We start from the raw sequence: 23,361 nt of genomic DNA, 5'->3' as shown, positions 1-23,361 counted from the left end.
TGTTTAATATTGATAAGTGAGACTGAGCCTTGCCGTACGTCCCGGAGAAGGCACCAAGCCTAGACTCAAGGCATCGACGTAATATTTATCGGTTACGTTGTCGACGGTGAAATCCACCGAAAAACTATCGTTAAATTGGTAGCTGGTATAAACATCCAACAGCTGGTAGCTGGGCCATTCCACCGGCACAGTAAATCCAGCGTCTACGCCGTATTGGGAAACAGCATTTCTCTCACCCACAAAAGTACCGCGCAGACCCAACTCCAATTTTTTCTGGAATAACCGCAAACCAAAATGGGCACTAGCATGCCAGTTTGGCGGGACCATATTATTGAAATAACTGTCTGGAACACCCCAATCCGCGCAGTAATAACGCACGCCGCTACCAATATTGCAGGCTTCAATGTGGCTGTATTTGGTCCCACTCAGCTCAACTAACCACCAGTGGGCATCGTACCCAAGATTCAACTCAACACCTTTAAGGTCAAGGCTCTCGATGTTACGCATACGGAATAAGTCGAAGATACCTCCACCCTGCTCGTCCTCCCATGAATTGCGCCTAGTGCGAGTTATATAGTTGTCAACTTGGTTTTCGAAATAGGCAAGTTTCGCTTGAATCTGATGATTAGCCTCAAATAGCTGGCCATTGAGATAATTAATTCCAACTTCATTATTTTTGGCATGTTCAGGCTTTAGGGAAATATCCAGTGCGGGACTCACTGAAAAACCGCTGGTACCTTCAAACAGACTCGGCATACGCAAGGCTTGTGCATGGCGAGCATAGAATTGCAAACCCTTGATCGGCTCCCAGGTCAAAACCACCATTGGTGCGGTACCAGAGTGGCTATTATTGTAATAGACATCCTCACAGCCCCCTTCACCATCGTCTATACAAGAATCAGAATCGATACTCAACGGAAGGGGATTATTGTCTTTCGAAGAGAAATGGGTATAACGAACCCCTGATTCTAGAGTCCACTCCGGCCACGGTTGCCACTCAATGCTGGTAAAAACGCTGTACTCATCACGACTACCGCTACGGGAACCGTCATAAAACCCTTCAGTAGTCAGGGTATCGCTATCCAAATCTTCCCACTGTGCAGAGACACCATAATCCCAGCGCAATTCACCCATGGGGTAGAAGCGCATACTATTGGTGATATCAAGACCAAAGCGCTGATAATCGTCGGTTCGCGCAGTATTGTCTTCCAGGTCGATAGAGTATATCGACGGCGTATTCAGGTCAGTGACCGCATCGGTATGCCAGAAATTAATGTGTAAATCGGCCCAGTCATATTCCACCGGCTGCCAACGGTAGCGTGCAGTGTAGGTTTGGTTGAGCACCTCACTGTCGAGCCATTGGCGCGCCTGGCCAAAAGTTGAAAGAACCTGAGAGGGCATCATCTCTCCATATGTGCTCTTATAGCGGATATAGCCCAGCTCAAAGCTTTGATCTTTCGGCAGGTAGAAGTTACTTTTTAACAACCAGGAATCGCTGGAAAAATTAGTGTTCGGAATTCGCTCTCCGGCGCGGTAAGGGATACCTTCATCCAGCTCACTCTCCAGCTCAACTGGGGTTTCGGTATACCAGGCCAGCTCCTGGGATTCTCCGATAACCACTTCCGGCGCGGGGCCATCGGTGCCCGCATAGTAATTTCCTTGCTCACGCTGAGCGTGAGCCACTACCAGATCACCCCACTCAAAACGCTGGGCGCCGGCGAAACTCGCCGCGTAACCCTCGAAGTCCAATAGGCTGGGACGGTCCATACCATAATCAGGTGCAAAGCTCTCCGGCATTGCATAGTCGTCTGTGCAATAGCTGGCAAAGCGACAATCAGAACGGTAGGCATTTCGCGGAAGGTAATAGCCTGCATAGGTACCAGGCTCTGGAGCCTCGCTATTATTTCCGATACCACTGACACGAACACGGAAACCCGACAATTCGCCGGGCTTTACGACATCTTCTGCTCGCAGGGTATTTACGCTGACAACGCCACCGGTAGCACCAGTGCCCTCAGCGCCCATTACCGGCCCTTTATCAATACGCAGAGACCCAATCAGATCTGGGTCAATATAACTGCGACTGGAAACCCCGGCATAACCGCGATAAATAGTTGTTTCCTGCCGACTACCATCAATTAATACTGGTACCCTGCCCTGCCCCTGCATGCCGCGAATATTTACATCCAGCCCACCGGAATTACGGTTTTCACTGATAAGTACGCCCGGGGTACCCTGGAAAATATCGCCAACACTGGTACCGCGAAAGCGCTCAATATTTTCCTGGGTGAGGATATTTACAGAGGCGGATTCGCGAAATGCCTGGTCTTTCTCACCACCATCTCGAGTCTCAACCTGAATGCTGTCCAGTACCATCAAATCCTGCTCTCCAGCAGACTGGATCAACCAGGCTCCGCTACCAACGGGAACCGCTTGCAGGTTGGTGCCCCGCAGCAAGCTCAACAGAGCTTCTTCTGCACGGTAGCTGCCAAACAGTGCCGGTACGGAAATAGTTTCCACCAGGTTCTCATCGAAAGAGAGAGTAACCCCGGCCTGGCGCGAGTAGAGATTGAGCACATCTCCCAGATTGCCCGCAGGCAAACTGAATTCGATCAATGCTGTATTGCCCTGCTGGGCTTGCGCAAAACTCGATACGGGAACTACGGCCAACAACAGTGCCAACAAAGTGGGCAAAATATGTTTTGGAGCGCGGGACTGCATTTAAGCGGCTTCCTATTCTCAGGTGTATAACTAGGAAGCCGAACGAAAATCAAAAACCCGTAATCTAAATGAGAATTATTTTGTTTTTTTGCTTCGGAGGAAAAATTATTAATCAAAAGCGTCATCAAAAATAAAAAATGACACCTCCAGACAACTTTTTTGTGGTCATCTGGTAAAGAGTAGAAATTAAAGGCTGCCCGCCCCCGAAAAAACCGTCGGCCCGGACGAACAGGGGAAGGCAGGGAGCGATGCGACTTACTATCAGCCCGGCAATTGAATCGTTGCCCACCAGCGCGTGGTATAGCTCAGTTCAGCTCCCGCCGAACGCGCCAATATTTTTAGGATGGTATCGATATCGTGAAGCTGGAAAACCCCGGAAACCTGGTGATCTCTTAATGCCGGATCACAGCGTAAAAAACCAACACGATAGCGAGATAACTCTTCAAGCAGCGCTCCTAATGGCATACTCCGAGCTGAAAGCACCCCGTCAATCCATCCGCTGTAATCAAACATCTTGCTGTCCAGAGCGAGCGAACCGGCTCCAGTAAGGCGATAAGCCTCACCCGCTTTAACTGCAAAGGGCTCTATATCCGCACTCGGCTGAACCTGCACCCCACCTTCCACAACCTGCAAAATCGTGTGGTCATCGCCATTGCGCACAAAAAAGCGCGAGTCACGGGAAATCAGCTGCCCCTGAGGCACCGATACCTGCATTGGCCTCGGGTCAGCGGCACTGGTCAAGTGCATTTCACCTTTAGTCAGCACAAGGGAACGGATTGCTGCGCCCGATTCCCATTCAATGGCACTACTGGTGTTTAACCAGACTTGGCTCTTGTCATCCAGATTATATTGGGCCGGCTTAGAACCAGAGGAATAGTCAGCAGACATATACTTCAGTAAACCGGTGTCATATCCCACCAGGCCAACGGCAAAAGCCCCAAGGACACCACCACCCATGGTTTTAAGAGCAGCCCTGCGATTTAAACGGCGAATTTCTGCATCGGTTTGATTTAGGGTGGAATGGGCCAAACGCGGCGCTCGGCGAGCCACCGTATCTAGAGGTGACTCCATCCGCTCAAAACGCTGCCACGCCAGTTCATGCAGGGGGTCCGCCGAACGCCATTGACTGCAAGCATCGCGCTCTGAGTCAAGCGCCTCGCCGGAACCCAGGCGAACGCGCCAGCTAACGGCTTGCAACAGCACCGCTTCAGGAATTTTTTCTCTGTTTTTTTCTGGGGCGTTTGACATCAGCGAGTAAGTTCCAAGTCCATAGAAAATTATTCGTTATCGTACACAGCGGCATAGCATTTGAGCATGGCTTTTGCGATGTATTTCTCTACTGAGGAAAGGCTCAACCCCTGCTGCTCGGCCACCTGGCGGTATGTCAAGCCGTCTAGTCTCGCCATTAGAAAGACCGTTTTCTCTATCGGGCGCAGACCACTGAGCAATTGATCGATTTGCTCCAAAAGTCCCAATAGCTCCCACTTATCTTCTGGGGAGGGACATTCCGGTTCCGGCAAATTTTCCAGCAGCGCTAAATAATTTTTCTCCAGCACTTGGCGACGGGCTTGGTCGATCAGCAGGTTCCCGGCCACTTTGGTTAACCAAGCCCTCGGGCTTCGAATTCCCGCAGGCAGGCTCGGCCTATCCAGCAGACGAATAAAAGTGTCCTGAGCTAAATCCTGAGCATTATCAACACCGGAAGTTCGGCGCGCTATCCAACGGACAAGCCACTCGTGGTGCTCTTGGTAAAGCTCATCAAATCCTGGGGTTGAAGGGGTTTCCGGGGCCAAAACTCAGACCTTACGCTGTAATCTTTTGAGGGCGGGGACTGTAAATGATATCTATTCTCATTTAAAGTGGCTGAGCTGAGAATGTTATATCAATTTGGAATAACCCGGTGAATTTTTCAAAAAATATTGATCAACGGGATGGGTTAATTTGAATTTGGTCCGTCACCCATTACAAAGCCACCGGAATAACCGGGCGGTTATTGTTTAATTTGTTTTGGAAAAATCCCGTGAGCAATCCAGCAGAATGCCAATCCGTTGAACCAACAGAGCCCACCTTTTCCGCTTGGCTGAAAGAAGGCACTAATACGACCCACGAGAGTCTTGATAAACGCATTATGTCCCTGTCACCATTTTCCAATCGCGAGCGGTATGCACTGTTTGTTCGCACGCAGTCACGATTGCATCAAGCAGTGTCTGATTGGTTTCAAAGTGACGAATTAAATAATTTTTTGCCCGGTCTGAAAGAGAGAGACCGCTCTGAAGCAGTCCTCCAGGACTGTGCTGATTTTGAAATGCCCGAGAGTGATTTGAAAGCTGATCAGCAAGCCGCAGCAGAAGTCACAATTAGTGATTTCCACTCTGCACTGGGCTGGCTCTACGTAGTTGAAGGCTCCAACTTAGGAGCGGCATTCCTTCTCAAGTACGCGCGCAAACATCTGGATTTATCAGAAGAGTTCGGCGCACGCCACTTGGCAGGACATGAAGACGGTCGCGGGTTACACTGGCGCCAATTCAAAACTGCGTTAGATGCTCTTGAACTCAACCAAGAGCAAAAAGAAGTAGCCCTCAATGGGGCCAAACAGGCCTTTGCTTTTGCACGACAAAATGTCGAACAATTATTAGCGCCCGCTACACCCTAATTTATTTTTCACCTGAAGCCAGGAGTCGGTAATGAAAATCTGGACTGTAATTTTATTGTGCCTGCTAGGCAGCACATTGGGCCCATTACCGGCTTTAGCGCAGGAAAATAATTCCAACTCAAGCGAGCCAAGTAATACAGAAATAGTTCTCGAAGGAGATCTGGAAGCCTCCCTGGGGTTGCAAGAAAATCAAGACAACTCTACCTCGACTGCAACCTCCAACATCGGAGATACCGCTTTCAGCGCACATGATTTATCTCCGATGGGAATGTATCACGCAGCGGATATCGTCGTTAAAAGCGTAATGATCGGCCTGCTGTTGGCCTCTGTTTTAACCTGGGCGATTTGGCTTTTTAAAACCGTGCAGCTAGTAATAACACGTCGCAAGGCCAAACAATTATTGGCAACCCTGATCCAAAGCAAGACGTTCGCCAGTGCCGAATCGAAGCTTTCAGGCCAAACCGGCGGTGCCCTGTTATTGGTAGAAGCGAGTCGCCACGAACTCGACTTATCTTCTGGTGGCCCAGTGTCAGATGACGGCTTAAAAGAACGTGTTCTGGCTCGCCTGGAAAGAGTCCAGGCTTCTCTCGCTACCGACATGAACCGTGGCACCGGAATTCTGGCAACCATCGGTTCCGTCGCCCCCTTTGTCGGTCTATTTGGAACTGTTTGGGGCATCATGAACAGTTTCATCGGTATCGCAAAAACCCAAACCACAAACCTGGCCGTTGTGGCTCCAGGTATTGCCGAAGCCCTGCTGGCAACTGCGATCGGCCTGGTTGCTGCAATTCCAGCGGTAGTAATTTACAACTACTTCTCCCGCGCTATCGGCAACTATCGTGCGGTATTGGCCGATAATGTCACCGCCTTAATGGTACTGATTAGTCGGGACCTGGATCGCCATCATCCAAATGCGCGCCCGCTCGCCGAACTGGTTAGCGCGAACAAAAAGCGCGCAGTACCGCAGGTTCAGGGCGTCAACTAATGGCATTCAATCTCAACAGCAGCAATAGCGAAGAACTACCAGAACAGCACGATATCAATGTCACACCTTTTATCGATGTGATGCTGGTATTGCTAATTATTTTTATGGTTGCGGCTCCGTTGGCCACTGTAAGCGTGCCGGTTAATCTACCCTCGGCGACAGCTCCACAACAGCCCCAGGCAGAAGATCCGAAATATCTCACCCTGCAAAAGGACCTCACCCTGACTCTCGGTGAGGACAAAGTTATTGTGCGGGAGAACTTAGCTGCTGAACTCCAGGCAAATGAAATTGGCACAGAACAGCAAATCCTGCTGCGTGCCGACAGCAAAGTAGAATATGGGGATTTGATGGACCTGATGAACCGCCTTGCCAGTGCCGGATACCAGAAAATCGCTCTGGTAGGTCTGGATAAACCGGCGACCGTAAACCAATGAGCCTCTTGGCCGGCCCGAAGGTAAAATCTGCGAAGCGTCCGCGATTTTTTCTATCGCTCTGCGCCTTTTGCTGCGCCCTAGCCCTTCACGGACTTATTGCCGTCTATTTTTTATGGCAGCCCAAATCCGAACTGGCGCTGCCACCTGCTGCAGCACCACAGGTATTTGAAGTCAGTATGGTAGCCGCTCCAGTGGCACCACCCACGTCGCTACCGGTAGGTCCTCAACAACAGGAATCCTCTCCCGCAAACCAGCAGAGCAACGAGCCACAAAAAACCTCTGCGCAGCCAGAGCCTGTTATTTTGCCAGAAGCCCCCTCGGAAATTGCCATTGAGAAGCCCGAAGAGGAGCCCCCCACGGAGGAAAAGGAAGAGACCCCTGAGCCAGTGGAAGAGAAGGAAATCGCACAGCAACAAGACTCCAGTGGAGAGGCTACTGGAGAAACTGTTGTTGAAGAAACATCTGCCCCTCTCGCGGCAGATGTAGCAGAAGCAGAGCAAGCTGCGGCACCGGAAGTGGGCGCCTTGAACCAGAGGGAATCACAAGCCAGATTAACCTGGCAGAATCAATTACAGGCTCACCTTGAGCGAAGAAAACGCTACCCCCGTAGCGCCCAAATACGGCGTCAGCAGGGTATTCCCTGGGTACAATTCACGATGGACAGAAAAGGCAAAGTACTAAAGGTTGAGCTGCACCGAGCCAGTGGCATATCGTCTCTCGACCGAGAAGTCGTGGCCTTGGTGCGCAGGGCAGAACCACTGCCTAGACCACCGGAAGAGGTACCCGGTGATCCTCTGACAATGGCCGTTCCGGTCGAATTTTTTATTCGTTAACCAAAATAAATTGCTTTCTCAGAACTGGGAGGCCTGGCTTTACATAAACCAGAAAGTCACCTCCCTGGACAGAGGAAATCATCCACATAATCCGTTACCCTGCACTAGCGACCTATCGGCCTGCTGACTCTATTTACTAGGTGCTGGGTAAACTGCTTATGAGCAAGCAGACCAAGCGGACAAATATTGTTACTTTTGATGCACGACTACTGCAATAAGCTAGAAGGTAGAGGTACCGAATGAAAGAATCCACTGAAGACAGCGTAATGTCCTACACCCCGCCGCTGGCAAAGGGCTGGATGCGCTGGCTGTGGGGCGCCGCTGCTTGCTTTTTTATCGCCCTTGGCATTATCGGAGCCATTCTTCCCGGACTGCCGTCGGCTGTATTTATTGTCCTCGGTGCCTGGGCCGCATCACGCAGCTCCCAGCGCCTGCACCAATGGATCGAAGAACACCATCTCTTTGGGCACCTATTGCGGACTTGGCGCAGTGGTTATGTAAGTCGCAGAACCAAGTTACTGGCCAGCCTGACAATGGCTATATCCCTGGCTTTTGCCATTCTTCATATCAGTAATATTTACCTTCTTTGCTTCACCATTGGCGGCATCAGTTGCGGCGCCTACTGGATTTGGTCCCGGCCGGAACCCAGGGAGTAGACAGCGCTACTTTCTACCCCTATTTGGCAGCAGACACCTGTAGATTTTAGCGCTATAGTCCCCCAACAAGGATTTGTCTGGGGGACAGGATGTACAACGTAGTACTTTTTTTTCACCTTCTAGGTGCAACAATTTGGACCGGCGGGCACCTGATACTTGCCTGCACAATACTACCCAAAGTTTTACGGGATAAGGATGTAGCCTTTCTTTCCCGATTTGAAAGCAGCTACGAAAAGATCGGCATCCCCGCCCTGGTCATCCAAATACTCTCCGGGCTATATCTCTCATATACCCTACTGCCTGACTTATCTCAGTGGTTCAACTTCACCAATCCAATTTCTCGCCTGGTATCCTTCAAGCTGATTCTTTTGGCATGCACTTTCTTACTGGCAATTGACGCAAGGCTGCGAATCATTCCAAATCTTTCTGAAAAAAATCTCACTGCACTGGCATACCATATTATCCCAGTTACAGTGCTGTCCGTTCTCTTTGCTTTTGTTGGAATTTCATTTCGAACGGGATGGTTGTTTTAGATTGCGCCCCAGCGCACATACTGCTGAATCAGAAGGAAAAGCCAAAAACGTCCCCACTGGCTTGCTTGATCGATATACTAAGCAAAAATGGGATATGACAGGAGTTCGGGGTTTGTCTATAGCTGAATACTATGAAGTGATTTTCGATACGTTGGAAAAAAACGAATCCATCCAAGACGGCCTTGAAAACCTTTCTTTTTGGGCTGATGGCCGAATCCCCAATTTGGCATGGCTAAAGCTGTCCACTATGCTAGGAACGGATGAACTTGACCTAGCCCAAACATGGTTCGATACAGAACTGGTAGCTGCTGGGGACTCGCTTCCTCCTTCAGTCCTATATTTCGAGCTGCGTGAATTCAGAGATAGTATCGGCCGGGAATTCCCAGATATCAGCTTAACTCTACTTCCTCAACTATTTAAAAGCAGACAGGATTGGATATATTCAAAATCTGATTTGGGCTCGAGATATTTGAGAAATATTGCAGCCTTGTGTAAAGGAGCTAACAAGCCGAAACACCTAAATAGAGACGGATACATTGGTTTCAGCTTATGCTATACATCCCTCTTAGCGCAAGAACTCTGCAAAAACGAACAACTTCTCCAATACAGTGAAGAAGCACCTATTAAGATTGTTGTTGGATTTTCTTCTGGAGACCTTCTTGAGATTATGCGCATATCCAACGGCTTGATTTATTACGAACGTCGCTTTGCGCAGCTAGAGAGCCTGTAAATAATTCACTATATCTCTGTGGACTTTGAAGGCCCGCCCCATGGAGCACTGATGGTATGAGCATCCTAGCCTCCCTTCGCCTTAGGAAATTGGTACCACAAAGCAATCTGGCATAAACACACCAACTATCACAATAACTTTATACTGACCGAAAGTAGCATCTATTACTCAAGGAAAAAACTAATGGAACTAGCAATTTATCAAGTAGATGCTTTTGCCTCCGAAGCATTTGAAGGTAATCCTGCTGCTGTATGCCCTCTTAATAACTGGCTTTCGGATGAGACGCTGCAAAAAATAGCTGAGGAAAACAACCTCTCTGAAACCGCATTCTTTGTTAAAAATGAAGATTCCTTTTCTCTGAGATGGTTTACTCCTGAGGCAGAAGTAGATTTATGTGGCCACGCCACACTCGCAGCTGCCCACGTTCTATTTACTCATTTAAGATACTCAGGCCAAACCATCCAGTTTGATACAAAAAGCGGCCCACTGTTAGCCCAGAGATCGGGAGCTGTCTATAGCATGGACTTTCCGGCTAGCATTCCGGTATCCACAGAAGCACCAGATGCTCTTATTGATGGCCTCGGCATCACTCCGCGAGAAGTTCTGTGTGCATATGATTATATAGCTGTGTTGGGTAGCGAAACCGATCTAAAATCTGTAAATCCAAATTTTATAAAACTTTCCCAGCTGGATAAACGAGGAGTTGTCATTACCGCTCCTGGGATGAGTAATGATATTGATTTCGTTAGCCGATGCTTCTATCCAAAATTAAGGGTAAACGAAGATCCTGTGACCGGGTCAGCGCACTGTCAACTGGCACCATATTGGAGCCAACAATTTAAAAAGGATGTACTTTTAGCTAAGCAACTCTCCAAGCGGACTGGACTAATTCACTGCGAACTGCATAGTAACAGAGTCTCTCTCAAGGGAGGCGCTGTAAATTATCTTCACGGCAGTATTAAGATTTAATGGCTTGGAGAGTTAAATTTATATAAGGAGCCTCTAAATAAATCCGTGATGCTTCTGGCTCACAGAGATATTACGGAATTGTTCAGAAGCTCCATAAGTCATCTTGCTACATGTTCTCATTGAAAGCTCTTCGGCTCTGCTTAGTGGTAACCTTCCCCCCCAAAAAAACAGAAGAGCCACTATCCGAACCTCCAGTTACAACCTGACTCAACTCTCTAGCCTTTTACTTATCTCAAAGTGAGAACTTAGAGCCTATAGATGTCTTCCCGATCCAGAAAGTGGATCCAGGGCAATAGTTAAAGATTGTGCGCCTCTTGTAGTACATCAGTGAACCACCTAACCTTCAAACACGCCCACCATTGACCGCAAGTTGCACAGATAGCCCATTATTTGGACAAAGTCATATAGCTGTCAGACAGGTGTCGCAAGAACATCGTAACCAATAAGGACTGCCCCCTGAAAATGGAGCTCAATTTTCAGAGGACAGAAGTATGGAAGTGAAAGTTAACTCAAAGAAAATTATTAAACTGAGAACAACTAGGGCTTGGAGTCAACAACAACTAGCCGATGTTGCATCATTAAGCCTTAGAACCATTCAACGGATAGAAAAAAGTGGAAATGCCTCTCAAGATTCAATAAAAGCAATATCTTCAGCATTTTCACTGAAGCCCATAGATATAATCCTTCAGGAAAACCCAAAAATATCGATGGCCAAGCAGGGCAGAAAATATCTCACCGCAATATTGGCCCTGAGTACGACTTTGCTCTTATATACTTTCTTATCGTCAGCTTCTCCAATAATGCTTAGGGTAGATGCCAGCACCAGAAACGAGAACCTAGCCTCCGTCCGCCTCCTCAATAACGAAGGAGATGAAAGCGAAATCCAAATCGAAAACACACTTAGGTTCGAGGTGTCTGCCGAACAAGTTTCTGAAAACCAAATTCGATTGCAGACAAAAATATATGAATTTGGGGCTTCTAGTGGTTACAAGCAGATAGCAAGTCCCATTCTGGTGACAGGATTCAACCAAGCTGCAGAGGTAGAGTTTAAAACTTCAAACGGAACTCCGTTTAAAATCCAAATTACCCCTGAAATTTAGCCAGCCCAGCAAGGCTGGCACCCCTGCCAACGCCACCAAAAATATCTCTTGGGCCTACCTTTTTGTGGGTGGGACTGAGAGGTATGCGGTGAGTGACATATATCCTAGCAAAAACTGCCTGCAGCTCCACCCTGTGAAAACAGCCTTCCTGAGGACACCCAATAGTCATTGCAAATAAGTGCACACTTACACTTAGGATAGAATTTTGAAAGCGCAAGAATGCAAGGCTCAGACATTAATCCAAATGCCAACATAAACAATTCTTTACATAGGAATACATCGCATATTGCAACAATATTTTAAGCCGTAAATCATTAGCGGATTAAAAAACAGGAAACGACGATCATCACGACCAAAAGGTGCTACAAGTCACACTTTTAGCATGCAATCCGTGCTAAATTCAGCGCATTCAAGTCGAGGTCAGCTTGATTGATTGCCAGACCGAAAACGCTGGTAAGCTCGCTGTAGGTAGTATTCCAATCATATATTGTTTTGTGCCAATAGGCTCGATACCCATCAGCAGACAATTAGAAAAGTATGCCCTCCACAAAAGGAAGTAAATATTTACTTACAGGTCGAGCCTGAAGTAAATAGCGAGAATATAGCGATATCAACAGCAATCGCAAAAATCGATCGTAGCTTAAGGCCAGAAGAGCCTCTTCTTCACCTTGATGCAAGCACGAGAAAACGGGCATTGCAACTCTACGAGAGAGACGAAAACTGTAAAAGGACAAAGGAAGTCGTTCTTAAGGTATGTGCACAATAGGGAAAAGGCAGAGACAGGGATATTTTAGGTGACCAAAAGCACGGATAGTCTAATTTTCTTTTTTAGTAAAACACTCACAGCAAAGAAAAAAATTTGACATAAATGTAGGGCCGTTTGTTTTGATAGGTTTTATTCAGTATCAAAATAATCCGTACCCGCCATTAAAAGTGCCTTATCACTTTTGAAAATTTTGATTTTCCGATTTAACAAAAACCCAACGTATCGACAACCTTGTAACCACGGTTATCGGTACAATCGACGCAACAGCTGACTTTTCTAAACAGAGAGACTTATTTCTATGAGCACTGACAAAAGCAATGACTCCACACCATTTTTAGCGGGCATGAGCGCTGTTGAGCAGCAATCATCTCTTTCGGGCTCAGGCTCCAAGTCAGTGCTGGGTGAAGGTATTAACTTTCGTGGCGAGCTGATCGGCACCGAAGATCTGCACGTGGAAGGTACTGTTGATGGTACCGTGATCATGGTTGGCCACAATCTTTCTGTTGGCACTGGCGGTGCAGTTACTGCCAATATCCACGCAAAAAATATTGTTGTAGAAGGCACCTTGGATGGCGATGCCCTTGCCGATGAGTTGATCGAAATCCGCAACACCGCACAAGTTAATGGCAACCTGATTGCACCAAGAATCAAGCTGGACGACGGCGGTAAATTCCGTGGCTCCATGGACATGGTTGATACTGATTCCGAAATGAAAGAGCGCCACAAGGAGTTCTCTGATCGTCTGGTACACCCAGACCTGCCTGCGGCAGAAGAGAAGCCCGCAGCCCGTACTCGCGGTAGCTCTACTTACTCCTCCAGCACCACGAGCACGAGTGATTCCTCTCGCCTGTCCGACACCAGCGACTACCTCTTCGGCTCTAAAGAGACTGAAGAAGAAGCCGAGGAAAGCTGAGAAAACACTCTCAGGTAGTCCTCGATATGGGCCCCGGCTAATGCCGGGGCTTTAGTTTTGGTGTGGAAAATATGTTGCAGCATCACTCGTTTGGTATTGCCGCTTTGGTGGATGAGGTCATTCAGCCAGGTAGTAAAGTTTTGGATTTGGGGTGCCTCTCATTTGGCACCACACAACCTTTATTGGAGCGCTCCTGCCAGACATTTATCGAAGATTTACGCAGCCTGCTTTTGGATACTGCTAACCTTGACAAGGAAAACAGGGCAGTCCAGCTTTCTGAATACCTCACCAAAAAGCCACAGCGAATCAAGCTTGATGTTGTACTCTGCTGGGATTTGTTCAACTTTATGGAGCCCGAGCTTATTACTAAGCTCATTGAGGAAATCCGACCCCACTTAAAGCCGCGGACCATTTTCCATACAATGCTGTACACCGGCACTATGCCCAAGGGACCTGCTGACTTTAAGCGCCTTTCCGGCTTCACGTTCAATACAGAGCCACTCGGCCAGGAAGAACCGCTGCCCACCTATAGATACTCATCTTTGAACTTGATGAAAACCATGGGCAACTTCTCCCTGCGCTCATCCCTCCTGCAGAGAGAGGGTATGCGAAAAGACCTTATCGAATTAATGTTCGAGTATGGCAATGTAAAATCGCCAACGTCAGTGATGGCCAGTGGCTCTTCGGCAGCGGTATCTGCCTTCCAGAAAAACCGCTTAACTGATATCCCGTTAACAGCTCTCAATACTGCCCTGACCCACGTGAAGCGCTCGCCTGTCAGTAAAGCCCTCGATATTGGACAGAAAGCGGGACGAAATATGGAGCATCTCCAGCGAGAGGTGGGCGAGCTGTTTATTTCTGATTTTTACTCATCGCTCGCTTGGCAAGCCAGCCGCAAGGTGCCCTTCGAAGAGGCAGTTCAAGCTGCATTGAGACAGGCAACCCTGCCAAAGGACCTCGATTGTATTCTACTGTGGGATCTGCTCAATTTTTTTTCTATCGAACAGATACAATCTATCACTATGGCTTTGTACCAATACCTCAGCGACGGTAGCGTGATGCACTTTTTGCTGTTTAAGCAAAATAAGCTTCCTGTTAAATGCGGTGTATTTGAAATTCAGAAGTCAGGTCAGGTAGGAACCTATATCCATCCTTCCGGTAGCAAACAAATTCAGCTCCGCACCATCACCGATGTTGTGAAATCTCTACCGGAAATGAAAGTACTCAGCCAGGGAACCGGGCGGATACCCAACGGACCTTTTTATCACGAAATAACAATGCAAAAAGTTGTAAAGGATAAATAATGACCCAGTTTTTCTATCACTGGTTAACCAAGTTGTCTGCGGAACAGGTTACCGACACCTTTCTTATGGTCATGCTTGCCATTGGTGCTATAGCCATAATCCTCTACCCTTTAGGCAAGTTTCCCCGCTTTGTAAAAGAAACACCTTCACTACTAACCGCTCTCGGTATTTTAGGTACCTTTATCGGTATCATTATCGGCATCTATGGTTTTGACCTCAACGATATTGACACCTCAATTTCAGAGTTGATGCAGGGCCTGGAAACGGCCTTTATGACCAGTATCCTGGGGCTTTTCCTATCCTTGATATTGCGAACTATTTTTCAAATATTCACCAAAGAGCAACCCCCGAAGGCGACGGCAGATGATATTCTGCAGGCCATCAATGGTCAGCGCGAAGACCTGACAAAATTCCAGCAGCAAATCAGTGAAGAAGTTTTACAATCACTCACCGCTGTTGTAGAGAAATTTAACAGCGGCCTGAACGCCCAAATGGGCGAGAATCTGCAGCAATTTACCCAACAGCTGGAAGCCGTATCCCCTGCCCTGCAAGCCTTAATAGATCAGCACCAACAGCACGCAGAACTCGCAACCGTTTATCGTGACCAGACCGCAACCCTGCTCAATGAAATTAATGGCGCCCAGGAAAATCTTCTGCTGCTGCACCAGCGTATTACCGAGCTACCGGAAATCTTCAATGTGATTCCCGCACTGGTAGAGCAACAGCGCAATCATGCAGAACAGATATCGATTATGCTGAATGAACAGCAGGCTTCTATTGAAGTACTACAGCAATCGATCCCCGATATTGCTCCCAAGTTTGAAGCCCTCACTCGCGGAATTGATCAAGCGCACCAACAGCTGGGCGCCCAGGTTTCCAACCTGATCTCCCTTAGCAAGACCCAGGCGGAAGTCTTCAACCAAAGGACCAGCAAGGTCGTGGCACTGGCCGATGTGGTCACCAGCATGGACCCCAACCACTTTTCCAAAGCGATCCACGAACAGGCTATCAGTCATCGCGAATCTATGGCCGAACTTGCCCAGTTAATCGCCAAGACTCACAACCAGATGATCTCCGAACTATCACAGGTTATAAGCCGCGACCTGAGTAACGCCGATGTCAGCATCAAGCGCCAATACGAGCTGCTGGATGAACGTCTGCGCGATGAAGTTGAGAGTGTTATGGCCGCGATGGGCGACGCCCTGGGTACTTTAAGCGGTGAATTCTCCCGAGACTTCCGCCAGCTCATTCAGCAAATGAAGCGGATAGATGCCCAGGCTCAGAAAGTCACTGGAGAGGCGCATGTTTGACAACACGCAAGCCAGTAGTGAATCCAGCGATAGCCAATGGATAAGCTTATCGGACATGATGGCTGGTCTAATGATGGTATTTCTCTGTATTGCTGTCTTCGTGATGCGCTCCCTTATCGACGAGCGCGCAAAAATTCGTGAGCTTGCCGAGTCTTATCGGGACACACAGCTGGCTATCTACCAAACCCTGCAGCAGGAATTCGCCCATGACTTAAACCGCTGGGGCGCCACCCTGGATAAGAAAACCCTGGCCATTTCATTTAACAACAGTGATGCGCTATTTAAGACCGGGGACTTCACTCTGAGCGACAATGCCCGTGAGATTATGTCCTCCTTTGTGCCCCGCTACATCTCAGCGCTTACGCCGTATATGGATTCCATCGCTGCAATCCAGATTGAAGGACACACGAGTTCTGAATGGGGAGATCAATCTGCACCAGAAGTGGGTTATTTCCACAACCTGCGACTTTCGCAGCAGCGATCCCGAGCCGTAATGCAATATGCCCATTCATTACTGCCTTCACAGCAAGCCGTCCTGGTGCGAGCCAAAGTGGCAGCTGTCGGTTATTCCTCGGCCCGTCCAGTATTGGATAAGAATGGCATGGAAGATCTGGATCGCTCCCGCAGGGTAGCTTTCAGGGTAGTCAGGGACTCTGAAAGTCATATCCTGCAAATCCTTGAGGAAGCTCTGTGAACTTCAAAAACTTCCAGCCTATTCAAAACCGGCAGGCTCTTATAGGGGCACCAACTGCCTCGTGGGTACCCTCAGTCCTCTCCGCCACTAACGACAGAGATTCGCTCCCCACTGGTATACGCCCACAAGCACAACGCCTGGCTGAAATGCCGGATCGGAATAGCCTGGCCACTGCAATCCGCTCTGGAATACAGCTCGATTCCAGGGACCTGGAATGCGTTCCTGTAGCTTATCGCTATCGTGGTATTCCGGTTTTTCTGTTTGGCCTGGAGCAGATTTCAAACTCCTTTGGCCAAGTCCATATTTATCCCAAATGTTCAGTAGTGAATAACTACCAGGGTCCCGTTTGGATCAGCAGTGACTACAAAGCAGCACGTAAGGCATTCCCCCAGGATCAGCTAAAGCCTTGCCCCCACTGTCTGCGCCACCTCTACAGCCATAATATTCCCGATGTAGTACACAAAGACCGCTTCGGTAATGTAACCGATATCGACTGGATAACTTACACCCGATACTTTGCCAGTAATATTTTTAAGAGACATTCCCTAGTCTGGAAAAATGGCGAACGTCCCCAAAAAGTTAGCTCTGTTTTCACACCTGAAAATCCGAAATACAACTGCTCTATTTGCCAGTGCGATATCAAAACCAGCGGATGGGCACTAAACCAAGAACTTGCCGAACGCAGCGGCCTCCCCAAAGAGATCTGCCTGCTCTGCGCAGAAAGACGGGCCCGCGCCATTATACTCGCACCACCCCAAGCCTCACTAAGGGCAGCCACACTGCGCTATGAATCCCTGGCAAAGCAACTGGGCAGCGAACCCCAAGCCTCCTGGATAATTGCAGAACAGGTAGTGCCCGCATCCTGGCTGCCATTAATACAAAAGCTCAAATCCCTAATGGGCCCACCCAAAGTCTTCCAGGTAATCGCCCCCAGAGTACTCGCCGTCCTATGCTGGCCCAATTTAGGCCGAGCCATTATTGCTGACGGAACCAAAGAGGCGAGGATACCGGCGAGTTACTCAGTTTGGCGGAAGGCTCAGATTGAGCGGGAATTGGGACTGAGTAACTAGATATTTTAAAGGCTGCCCTCGGGCAGCCTGTACCCATCTTCAGATATTGAGCGAGCGCAATCTAGAAACCTGTGTGCCGAGCTCCATTCTGGCTTCATGGTTTTAAGAAGCAACTATCCATTCACACTTAATAAAAGTAACTCCCCTCCGAATAAAAGCTCTGAGATTCAAGCTGAGTTAAAAAGTATTGAAGCAATTTTCTCAAAGGAAAATCACCTTTATGTTCGATTCCGCCAGGGCTGAGGATGCCTTTTACGCAATACTTGCTTATAGGCTATATACCTATGGCATTTCATTAAGTGGGCAAGCTGCTAAATACCAGCAAAGTCCCATAGGCTGGCCAGTTTTACAGTAGACATTTGGCCTTACTGCAAAGTAGGAAGGCTCATAAAATATGATTGTCGCCAAAAGTCCTTTTGAGTTCTGTATAAATCTATACGATTACAGGGCTGGCTATGGCTTTTAGTCTACGTCATTATTAACAGTGCGGGAAATAGTAAGTTGTAATTTCAAGTTGCCTGTCTATTTTGCCATAATCAGTAACAAGGCAGTTAATCTTAAAAGGGCCTGAGATCACATGCATGCGTATATCCAGCCTACTTTTGAGTACTGAACAAGCAGAAAATGCTATATCCCAAACTACTTGGCTAGCTGTAATCAGCCTGTTTCTAGGCGCGGCCTGTATCCAGCTGGTTATCATGCGCTATTTCAATGGACAAATGGCACCGGAAGTCTTCGCGGGCTCATTACGACAGCTCGTACAGATTGGAGATACACCTCCTCTTATCAAATCATTTGCTAGCTACCTTAGCTCTCACGTAACTGTCGCAACCTATACACTCCACCTGGCATTATTTTTTGCCGGAGCCCTATTAATATTACGTATTTTTATTGTTCTGGGCGCAATACTTATGTTTTTTGGGTTTATCCTGCTTTGGGGGCTAACCTACACGGCAGAAAATAGCTGGTACTTCGAATTTTTGTCACCCGCGTTATTTGCATTAATCTTAGCGATTAGCGTTTATACACTCCATAGAAATCCTCTACACGATTTACGCTCTCAGATTTTAGGGACAGTGCTAGCTCCAAAAATAAGCCTGCTCACTTGGAGTTATTGGGTTTTTATAGCATCTGCTCTTTTGTTTGGGATCTTTGTGATGTCACGTAATGGTGGCGATTACGTATTCACCGTAAGCTTCCTATCCAGCATCCTCATTGCCGCTTTATCAATAATCTCAAAGTTCCTAGACAGGTATCGCATTGTTCCACCGCGACAAAATTCAACCCTGCTGTTAGGACGCTGGATTGATCTTTTTACCATCACGATTGGAGTAATGTTAATTTTTCAAGTTTTTGAGGATGCGCTGTTAAATTGGTTTACTGTGGAGGGGTATCGAGGACTGGTTAACTCCTATGCCGAATACGGCAATACACCTACTTGGTATCGAAGCATGTTAACCTGGGTGGCGAATCACGCCGAAATTTTTATGCCAATCCAGCGGGTATTTGAAATTTTTGCCGCCATCTGCATGGTGATTTTAATATTTCGTTTCCCAATTGTACTGATGACAACCGGACTATTTGCAATTCTTTCTTTTACAGAGTTTGGGATAACCAATGTTTGGCCCCCTGCCCCCGGAAAGCCCCCTGCCTGGGTATTCGAGCTACTACTTACAACATTGGTGAGCTTCACCTGCGGCCTCTATTATTTACTTGAGGCTATGGCGCGCAAATCGTGGAAATACTGGGTGATGGGTCCTAAAGTATTTGATTCAATATCTGCGCTCGACAAGTATTTTTTACTTGTTTTCTTATTTATCATAGAAATAATTGTATTCTCCGTCACCCCCACAACGAGAGAAAATAAATTTATTGCATTACACTTTACTGCGCTATCAACTGTTCCTTTGCTTTACATTATTATCGTTCTGGATAAATACAGGGTGTTCAATAGCAGCTTCCCTGAAGAACCTCATCGCAACCAGCCACATTAATCTTGCACCTACTTCGGCTGTGAAAAACAGATCTGCACTACATAGGCAAATACTCAATCCAACAGACATTTGAATCAAAAACGAGCTTCGCAAGAAAGAATAGCGATTTCGCAATGATTCCACTATACAATGAATATGTTATCCAACAACCAATAATGGATTCTATAAACTCGAACCCCTTATTAAATTTATAGATATTTTACTGGGTCAAGAAGCGCTATGAAGGTTCTGAATTTAGTATTTTTATTAGGCAGCCTGTCTTTTTTTACTGGTTATACGGCAGCAAAGGAAGTCAGGATTGACGACTCCCTTACCATTCACTACGAGCAGGCCGGAAGGGGGGATACTACGATTATCTTTATTCCCGGCTGGATGATGTCCACAAAAGTTTTTGAACATCAACTTACCTATTTCGAAGACTCTACCAAGTATCGCGCACTTACTTATGACCCTCGAGGCCAGGGCAAGTCATCCAAGCCTGTTGAAGGTCACACCTATCAGCAACACGCACGGGACCTGGCTCTACTGATTGAAAAACTGGAGCTTGATAGCGTGATTCTCGCGGGCTGGTCCTATGGCGTGACCGAGCAACTGGCTTACCTGAACCAGTTCGGCACTGACAAGATAAAAGCCATGATTATGATCGACACCGGCCCGGATATTTCTGGAGCCAGCCGGGACGAGTGGGTCTGGTATCTGAATGATGATTCAGACGGATACTCGCGCTCATTCACTGAGGGCATTATTGAGGACCGCGATGCTGTAATTTCAGAGTTCGTTAAATGGATGCTTGAGAATCCAACACCTGAAAATGTTGCCTGGGTATCCGATATCGCTAATCAAACCTCTAGCAGCGTTGCTGCAATTACCAATGCTACCGGTTTTTACCTCGACTACAGCGACGATCTTAAGGCCCTTGAAGGAAAAATACCCCTTTTATACGTGGTGAGAAATGAAGCAAAAGAAGTGGCTGACAAATGGATCAAAGCCAACACCCCCTCTGCCACTACCGCTTACATGGGAAGGCATATGATGTTTTGGGAAAGACCCGACGAGTTCAATGCGGTGATTGATCAATTCCTGGAAAATATGGAAACCAAGTAGTATTTATTATTTGTTTTGTTATTGCATTAGGGGCTGACAAGGTTAATCCTGTCAGCCCTGAATTATTCATTTAAGAATTCGCAATTCTTCTGCAAATTCTAATCAGGCCCAAGCCCCCTTAGAAAGTCCAAATTTCAGATCTGCCTTGCCTGCTCAAAATATTTCTAAATTTGAGAAATGAGAAAGTTTCTTTAGGAACTTCCCGTACTGCGCCCGAACAAAAGTTTGCCCTAACAATCGGTACTTGACATACCGAGAAGTAATAAAATAAATTAGAGTCATATAACAACAAATTGACAGCTTCACCTGGTACGGATGCCTGTATACGCCGGTAGAAGTATCTCTCTATCAAGAATATCTAATAAATAATCAAAAATGGTGTTTTAAAACCGTTCTTAGCTCTTCGTTTGAACGCTTACATCCAGCTTTACCCCCCCAATAACACCGACATGGAGTGTGGGAAATGAAAGTTTTATTCTTGGTTCTTGTAAGTACTTTTTCGATTGCAGTGAATGCTTCAGAGCTTGTTCTTGCACAAAAATTGAAATTTGAATCGGATTTTCTTGGTGAGAAAAGAACTATTCTGGTGAAACTGCCTGAGCAATATGATGTTAGCGACAAAAAATACCCTGTACTCTACGTATTACACGCACAGTGGGACATGCTTTCTACCCTATCTACGGTCGATTTGCTTGAGGGGCAGGTGCCCAACTTTATTGTAATTGGTGTGGAAGGTATGGGAATGGAACTGCGTCCAGACCAGGGGAAACCAACGGCCTTCTCACAATTCTTAAGCAGGGAGGTTGTGCCCTATGTTAACAATAACTATAGAACCGCAGATTTCAGTATCTTATCCGGGCACTCCAACGCTGGCCGCTTTGTGTTGGACTACTGGTTAAATAACAAAGCTCCATTCTCACAGTACTATGCCTTCAGCCCATCTCTAGAGGATAGCTATATTAATGGACGCGTTTCCAATTTAGCGGCAAAAAAACTCAAAGTAATGCCCCCATTGACGGTTACTATCGCTAACGAGGGGGAGCATATGCAAACCCCGTTTGACAACTTGAGCCAGGCCCTCACGGGTCTCTCTGATACGAGCTTTACTTTCCAGAAATTCCCGGAGCAATCCCACAGAACGACTAAGCATCACTCCATGCAATTCGCCCTGCAACATACCTTTGATGGCTGGGAGCCAGCTTACGAGTTAAAAGTCAGCGGGTTTAACGAGCTGACAAATCACTATCGTAACTTATCCGAAAAATTTGGTTTCAAAGTACTGATCCCCACTAATACCTTGCAGCGCTTAATGGCCCACTATGCTATTTCCAAGTCTGAAAACGCAGCTAATGAACTGAAAATGCATATCGCATATACCCTCGAAGAAATCTCAACAGGGATCGATGCCACCATCGAGACCGCAGACTATTTGCTGAACAATGGCTATGCAGAGGCAGGGGAAATCATACTAAAAGAAATGTGCAACCAGGCTAAAGATCATACCCGTTGCAAAGGCTGAAAAATTACATCAAGGATATTGCTTTAAGTTTAGTGATTTACCCGATGAAGAGAGCTCCCCTTAGAAAACGAGACAAAGGATACAAGTAAGACAAGGTAGATGCCCACTCCAATATACTTTAGGAGTGGGTTCCTATGAGAGCAGGCTACCATTAGCGACGTGCGGCGAAAATGCCCCCGGTCATAACAGCCAGTGAAGAGAGTAATCCAACACCCACCAAGTTATATAGGCTAATGGATTGACTGGCCACCTCTGCAACCACCTCACTAAACGGGAATTGCCAGGCAATGATACCCAAAGCAGCTGCCACCGCGATGCACTGAGAGTAACTGGAACGACGCTTCGAGCGCTTAGACTGCGCAGGGAGCGAGGCCATTACACGATCACAGAATCCATCGTTATCCAAATGGGGCTCATTGAACTGGAGCTGTTCACTCAGCCAGGCGTCAAACTCCTGGTCATTGCCCTCTAATGCCATTTCACTCAAGGCGTTACCTTTCGTGTTTTGCTGTTCAAAGTTAACCATTTACCACCTCCTCACGCCAGGGTTGCAGCAAGCTACGCAGCTTGGCCCGAGCACGATTGACATGGGATTTTACCGTACCAAGCGGCAATTTCATAATACTTGCCGCCTCCTCATGGGAAAAGCCTCTGTGCATACACAGGTGGATTGCCTGGCGCTGAGGGCCACTCAGGGTATCCATCGCGGCAGTAAGGTCCCGGGCCATTCCCAGCTGTCGGGATTCCTCTATAGTTTCATCGGCTTGGGCCCTATCCACCGCATCCTGGTCCACATCGGGCATATTCTTACGCTTGTGGCTCATGACGAGATTATAGGCGATACGGTACAGCCAGGTGCTGAAGCGGGCATCCCCCCTGAACGCCGGCAACGCCTTATAGGCCTTAATAAAGGCCTCCTGCGCCATATCGTCTGCCAGACCCTGGTCGCCATCACACAGCTGACGGAGCGAGTATCGCAGCTGAGATTGATAGCGACGAACCAGCTGGGCGTATGCCCGCTGGTCCCCGTCTTTGACGGCCCGCCTGATTAATTCCTCGTCATTGAGGTCCAT

The 23,361-nt window shown here is 47.5% G+C and carries 22 protein-coding genes; 17 read left to right on the top strand and 5 right to left on the bottom strand.

Annotation, left to right across the window (positions count from 1 at the left end; translation table 11 throughout):
• Nucleotides 1-3 precede the first annotated feature (3 nt).
• The 3 genes from BTJ40_RS08795 to BTJ40_RS08785 form a co-directional block, all read right to left on the bottom strand.
• A complete protein-coding gene (locus BTJ40_RS08795; RefSeq protein ID WP_108732730.1) occupies nt 4-2,721 on the bottom strand; it encodes a TonB-dependent receptor in 2,718 nt (905 codons plus the stop codon).
• Between the two features lie 261 nt (nt 2,722-2,982).
• Nucleotides 2,983-3,969 carry a FecR domain-containing protein gene (locus BTJ40_RS08790; RefSeq protein ID WP_108732729.1) on the bottom strand — a complete coding sequence of 329 codons (987 nt, stop codon included), beginning with the start codon at nt 3,967-3,969 and terminating at the stop codon, nt 2,983-2,985.
• A gap of 29 nt (nt 3,970-3,998) precedes the next feature.
• A complete protein-coding gene (locus BTJ40_RS08785) occupies nt 3,999-4,514 on the bottom strand; it encodes a sigma-70 family RNA polymerase sigma factor (RefSeq protein WP_108732728.1) in 516 nt (171 codons plus the stop codon).
• A gap of 227 nt (nt 4,515-4,741) precedes the next feature.
• Between BTJ40_RS08785 and BTJ40_RS08780 the strand changes: the two genes are divergently transcribed.
• The 17 genes from BTJ40_RS08780 (at nt 4,742) to BTJ40_RS08700 (ending at nt 22,288) form a co-directional block, all read left to right on the top strand.
• Nucleotides 4,742-5,374 (top strand): biliverdin-producing heme oxygenase, encoded by a 633-nt coding sequence (locus BTJ40_RS08780; RefSeq protein ID WP_108732727.1) that lies wholly within the window; start codon nt 4,742-4,744, stop codon nt 5,372-5,374.
• Nucleotides 5,375-5,405: 31 nt separating this feature from the next.
• Nucleotides 5,406-6,359, top strand: a complete 954-nt coding sequence (exbB, locus tag BTJ40_RS08775; RefSeq protein WP_108732726.1) for a tonB-system energizer ExbB — start codon at nt 5,406-5,408, stop codon at nt 6,357-6,359.
• The gene (gene exbD, locus BTJ40_RS08770) at nt 6,359-6,793 is read left to right on the top strand and encodes a TonB system transport protein ExbD (protein ID WP_108732725.1); all 435 of its coding nucleotides are present in this window, start codon (nt 6,359-6,361) and stop codon (nt 6,791-6,793) included. The genes exbB and exbD overlap by 1 nt, the downstream gene beginning before the upstream one ends.
• The gene (locus tag BTJ40_RS08765; protein WP_108732724.1) at nt 6,790-7,626 is read left to right on the top strand and encodes an energy transducer TonB; all 837 of its coding nucleotides are present in this window, start codon (nt 6,790-6,792) and stop codon (nt 7,624-7,626) included. The genes exbD and BTJ40_RS08765 overlap by 4 nt, the downstream gene beginning before the upstream one ends.
• A 239-nt stretch (nt 7,627-7,865) precedes the next feature.
• Nucleotides 7,866-8,282 carry a YbaN family protein gene (locus tag BTJ40_RS08760; protein WP_108732723.1) on the top strand — a complete coding sequence of 139 codons (417 nt, stop codon included), beginning with the start codon at nt 7,866-7,868 and terminating at the stop codon, nt 8,280-8,282.
• An 89-nt stretch (nt 8,283-8,371) separates the two neighbouring features.
• Nucleotides 8,372-8,815, top strand: coding sequence for a copper resistance protein CopD (locus BTJ40_RS08755; RefSeq protein WP_108732722.1), 444 nt, complete (start codon nt 8,372-8,374; stop codon nt 8,813-8,815).
• Nucleotide 8,816: 1 nt separating this feature from the next.
• The gene (locus tag BTJ40_RS08750; RefSeq protein WP_108732721.1) at nt 8,817-9,545 is read left to right on the top strand and encodes a hypothetical protein; all 729 of its coding nucleotides are present in this window, start codon (nt 8,817-8,819) and stop codon (nt 9,543-9,545) included.
• Between the two features lie 183 nt (nt 9,546-9,728).
• Nucleotides 9,729-10,514 carry a PhzF family phenazine biosynthesis protein gene (locus BTJ40_RS08745; RefSeq protein ID WP_108732720.1) on the top strand — a complete coding sequence of 262 codons (786 nt, stop codon included), beginning with the start codon at nt 9,729-9,731 and terminating at the stop codon, nt 10,512-10,514.
• A 491-nt stretch (nt 10,515-11,005) separates the two neighbouring features.
• A complete protein-coding gene (locus BTJ40_RS08740) occupies nt 11,006-11,614 on the top strand; it encodes a helix-turn-helix transcriptional regulator (protein WP_108732719.1) in 609 nt (202 codons plus the stop codon).
• Between the two features lie 1,064 nt (nt 11,615-12,678).
• Nucleotides 12,679-13,293 carry a polymer-forming cytoskeletal protein gene (locus tag BTJ40_RS08735; protein WP_108732718.1) on the top strand — a complete coding sequence of 205 codons (615 nt, stop codon included), beginning with the start codon at nt 12,679-12,681 and terminating at the stop codon, nt 13,291-13,293.
• Nucleotides 13,294-13,364: 71 nt separating this feature from the next.
• Complete coding sequence (locus BTJ40_RS08730) at nt 13,365-14,597, top strand: hypothetical protein (RefSeq protein WP_108732717.1); 1,233 nt, start codon at nt 13,365-13,367, stop codon at nt 14,595-14,597.
• The gene (locus BTJ40_RS08725; RefSeq protein WP_108732716.1) at nt 14,597-15,907 is read left to right on the top strand and encodes a MotA/TolQ/ExbB proton channel family protein; all 1,311 of its coding nucleotides are present in this window, start codon (nt 14,597-14,599) and stop codon (nt 15,905-15,907) included. Before BTJ40_RS08730 ends, BTJ40_RS08725 begins: the two co-directional genes overlap by 1 nt.
• Nucleotides 15,900-16,601: an OmpA family protein gene (locus tag BTJ40_RS08720; protein WP_108732715.1), complete on the top strand. Its 702-nt coding sequence runs from the start codon at nt 15,900-15,902 to the stop codon at nt 16,599-16,601. Before BTJ40_RS08725 ends, BTJ40_RS08720 begins: the two co-directional genes overlap by 8 nt.
• Nucleotides 16,598-17,671, top strand: coding sequence for a hypothetical protein (locus BTJ40_RS08715; protein ID WP_108732714.1), 1,074 nt, complete (start codon nt 16,598-16,600; stop codon nt 17,669-17,671). The genes BTJ40_RS08720 and BTJ40_RS08715 overlap by 4 nt, the downstream gene beginning before the upstream one ends.
• Before the next feature lie 581 nt (nt 17,672-18,252).
• The gene (locus tag BTJ40_RS08710) at nt 18,253-19,665 is read left to right on the top strand and encodes a hypothetical protein (protein WP_108732713.1); all 1,413 of its coding nucleotides are present in this window, start codon (nt 18,253-18,255) and stop codon (nt 19,663-19,665) included.
• Nucleotides 19,666-19,884: 219 nt separating this feature from the next.
• Nucleotides 19,885-20,769, top strand: a complete 885-nt coding sequence (locus BTJ40_RS08705) for an alpha/beta fold hydrolase (protein WP_108732712.1) — start codon at nt 19,885-19,887, stop codon at nt 20,767-20,769.
• Between the two features lie 463 nt (nt 20,770-21,232).
• Nucleotides 21,233-22,288, top strand: a complete 1,056-nt coding sequence (locus tag BTJ40_RS08700) for an alpha/beta hydrolase (RefSeq protein WP_108732711.1) — start codon at nt 21,233-21,235, stop codon at nt 22,286-22,288.
• Between the two features lie 151 nt (nt 22,289-22,439).
• On the opposite strand, the gene BTJ40_RS08695 is transcribed toward BTJ40_RS08700, so the two are convergent.
• The gene (locus BTJ40_RS08695; RefSeq protein ID WP_108732710.1) at nt 22,440-22,814 is read right to left on the bottom strand and encodes a hypothetical protein; all 375 of its coding nucleotides are present in this window, start codon (nt 22,812-22,814) and stop codon (nt 22,440-22,442) included.
• On the bottom strand, nt 22,807-23,361 hold the full coding sequence (locus BTJ40_RS08690; protein ID WP_108732709.1) for an RNA polymerase sigma factor: 555 nt from the start codon (nt 23,359-23,361) through the stop codon (nt 22,807-22,809). Before BTJ40_RS08690 ends, BTJ40_RS08695 begins: the two co-directional genes overlap by 8 nt.

It is taken from the genome of Microbulbifer sp. A4B17, from assembly GCF_003076275.1.
Classification (GTDB): Bacteria; Pseudomonadota; Gammaproteobacteria; order Pseudomonadales; family Cellvibrionaceae; genus Microbulbifer.
Note: the sequence above shows the minus strand (reverse complement) of the source record. Positions and strands in the feature narration are given on the sequence as shown.

What these genes read in the sequence shown, in the direction of transcription:
- BTJ40_RS08795 (WP_108732730.1), bottom strand. Translation starts at nt 2,721, where the DNA reads ATGCAGTCCCGCGCTCCAAAACATATTTTGCCCACTTTGTTGGCACTG.
- BTJ40_RS08790 (WP_108732729.1), bottom strand. Translation starts at nt 3,969, where the DNA reads ATGTCAAACGCCCCAGAAAAAAACAGAGAAAAAATTCCTGAAGCGGTG.
- exbB (WP_108732726.1), top strand. Translation starts at nt 5,406, where the DNA reads ATGAAAATCTGGACTGTAATTTTATTGTGCCTGCTAGGCAGCACATTG.
- exbD (WP_108732725.1), top strand. Translation starts at nt 6,359, where the DNA reads ATGGCATTCAATCTCAACAGCAGCAATAGCGAAGAACTACCAGAACAG.
- BTJ40_RS08765 (WP_108732724.1), top strand. Translation starts at nt 6,790, where the DNA reads ATGAGCCTCTTGGCCGGCCCGAAGGTAAAATCTGCGAAGCGTCCGCGA.
- BTJ40_RS08760 (WP_108732723.1), top strand. Translation starts at nt 7,866, where the DNA reads ATGAAAGAATCCACTGAAGACAGCGTAATGTCCTACACCCCGCCGCTG.
- BTJ40_RS08755 (WP_108732722.1), top strand. Translation starts at nt 8,372, where the DNA reads ATGTACAACGTAGTACTTTTTTTTCACCTTCTAGGTGCAACAATTTGG.
- BTJ40_RS08745 (WP_108732720.1), top strand. Translation starts at nt 9,729, where the DNA reads ATGGAACTAGCAATTTATCAAGTAGATGCTTTTGCCTCCGAAGCATTT.
- BTJ40_RS08740 (WP_108732719.1), top strand. Translation starts at nt 11,006, where the DNA reads ATGGAAGTGAAAGTTAACTCAAAGAAAATTATTAAACTGAGAACAACT.
- BTJ40_RS08735 (WP_108732718.1), top strand. Translation starts at nt 12,679, where the DNA reads ATGAGCACTGACAAAAGCAATGACTCCACACCATTTTTAGCGGGCATG.
- BTJ40_RS08730 (WP_108732717.1), top strand. Translation starts at nt 13,365, where the DNA reads ATGTTGCAGCATCACTCGTTTGGTATTGCCGCTTTGGTGGATGAGGTC.
- BTJ40_RS08725 (WP_108732716.1), top strand. Translation starts at nt 14,597, where the DNA reads ATGACCCAGTTTTTCTATCACTGGTTAACCAAGTTGTCTGCGGAACAG.
- BTJ40_RS08720 (WP_108732715.1), top strand. Translation starts at nt 15,900, where the DNA reads ATGTTTGACAACACGCAAGCCAGTAGTGAATCCAGCGATAGCCAATGG.
- BTJ40_RS08710 (WP_108732713.1), top strand. Translation starts at nt 18,253, where the DNA reads ATGCGTATATCCAGCCTACTTTTGAGTACTGAACAAGCAGAAAATGCT.
- BTJ40_RS08705 (WP_108732712.1), top strand. Translation starts at nt 19,885, where the DNA reads ATGAAGGTTCTGAATTTAGTATTTTTATTAGGCAGCCTGTCTTTTTTT.
- BTJ40_RS08700 (WP_108732711.1), top strand. Translation starts at nt 21,233, where the DNA reads ATGAAAGTTTTATTCTTGGTTCTTGTAAGTACTTTTTCGATTGCAGTG.
- BTJ40_RS08695 (WP_108732710.1), bottom strand. Translation starts at nt 22,814, where the DNA reads ATGGTTAACTTTGAACAGCAAAACACGAAAGGTAACGCCTTGAGTGAA.
- BTJ40_RS08690 (WP_108732709.1), bottom strand. Translation starts at nt 23,361, where the DNA reads ATGGACCTCAATGACGAGGAATTAATCAGGCGGGCCGTCAAAGACGGG.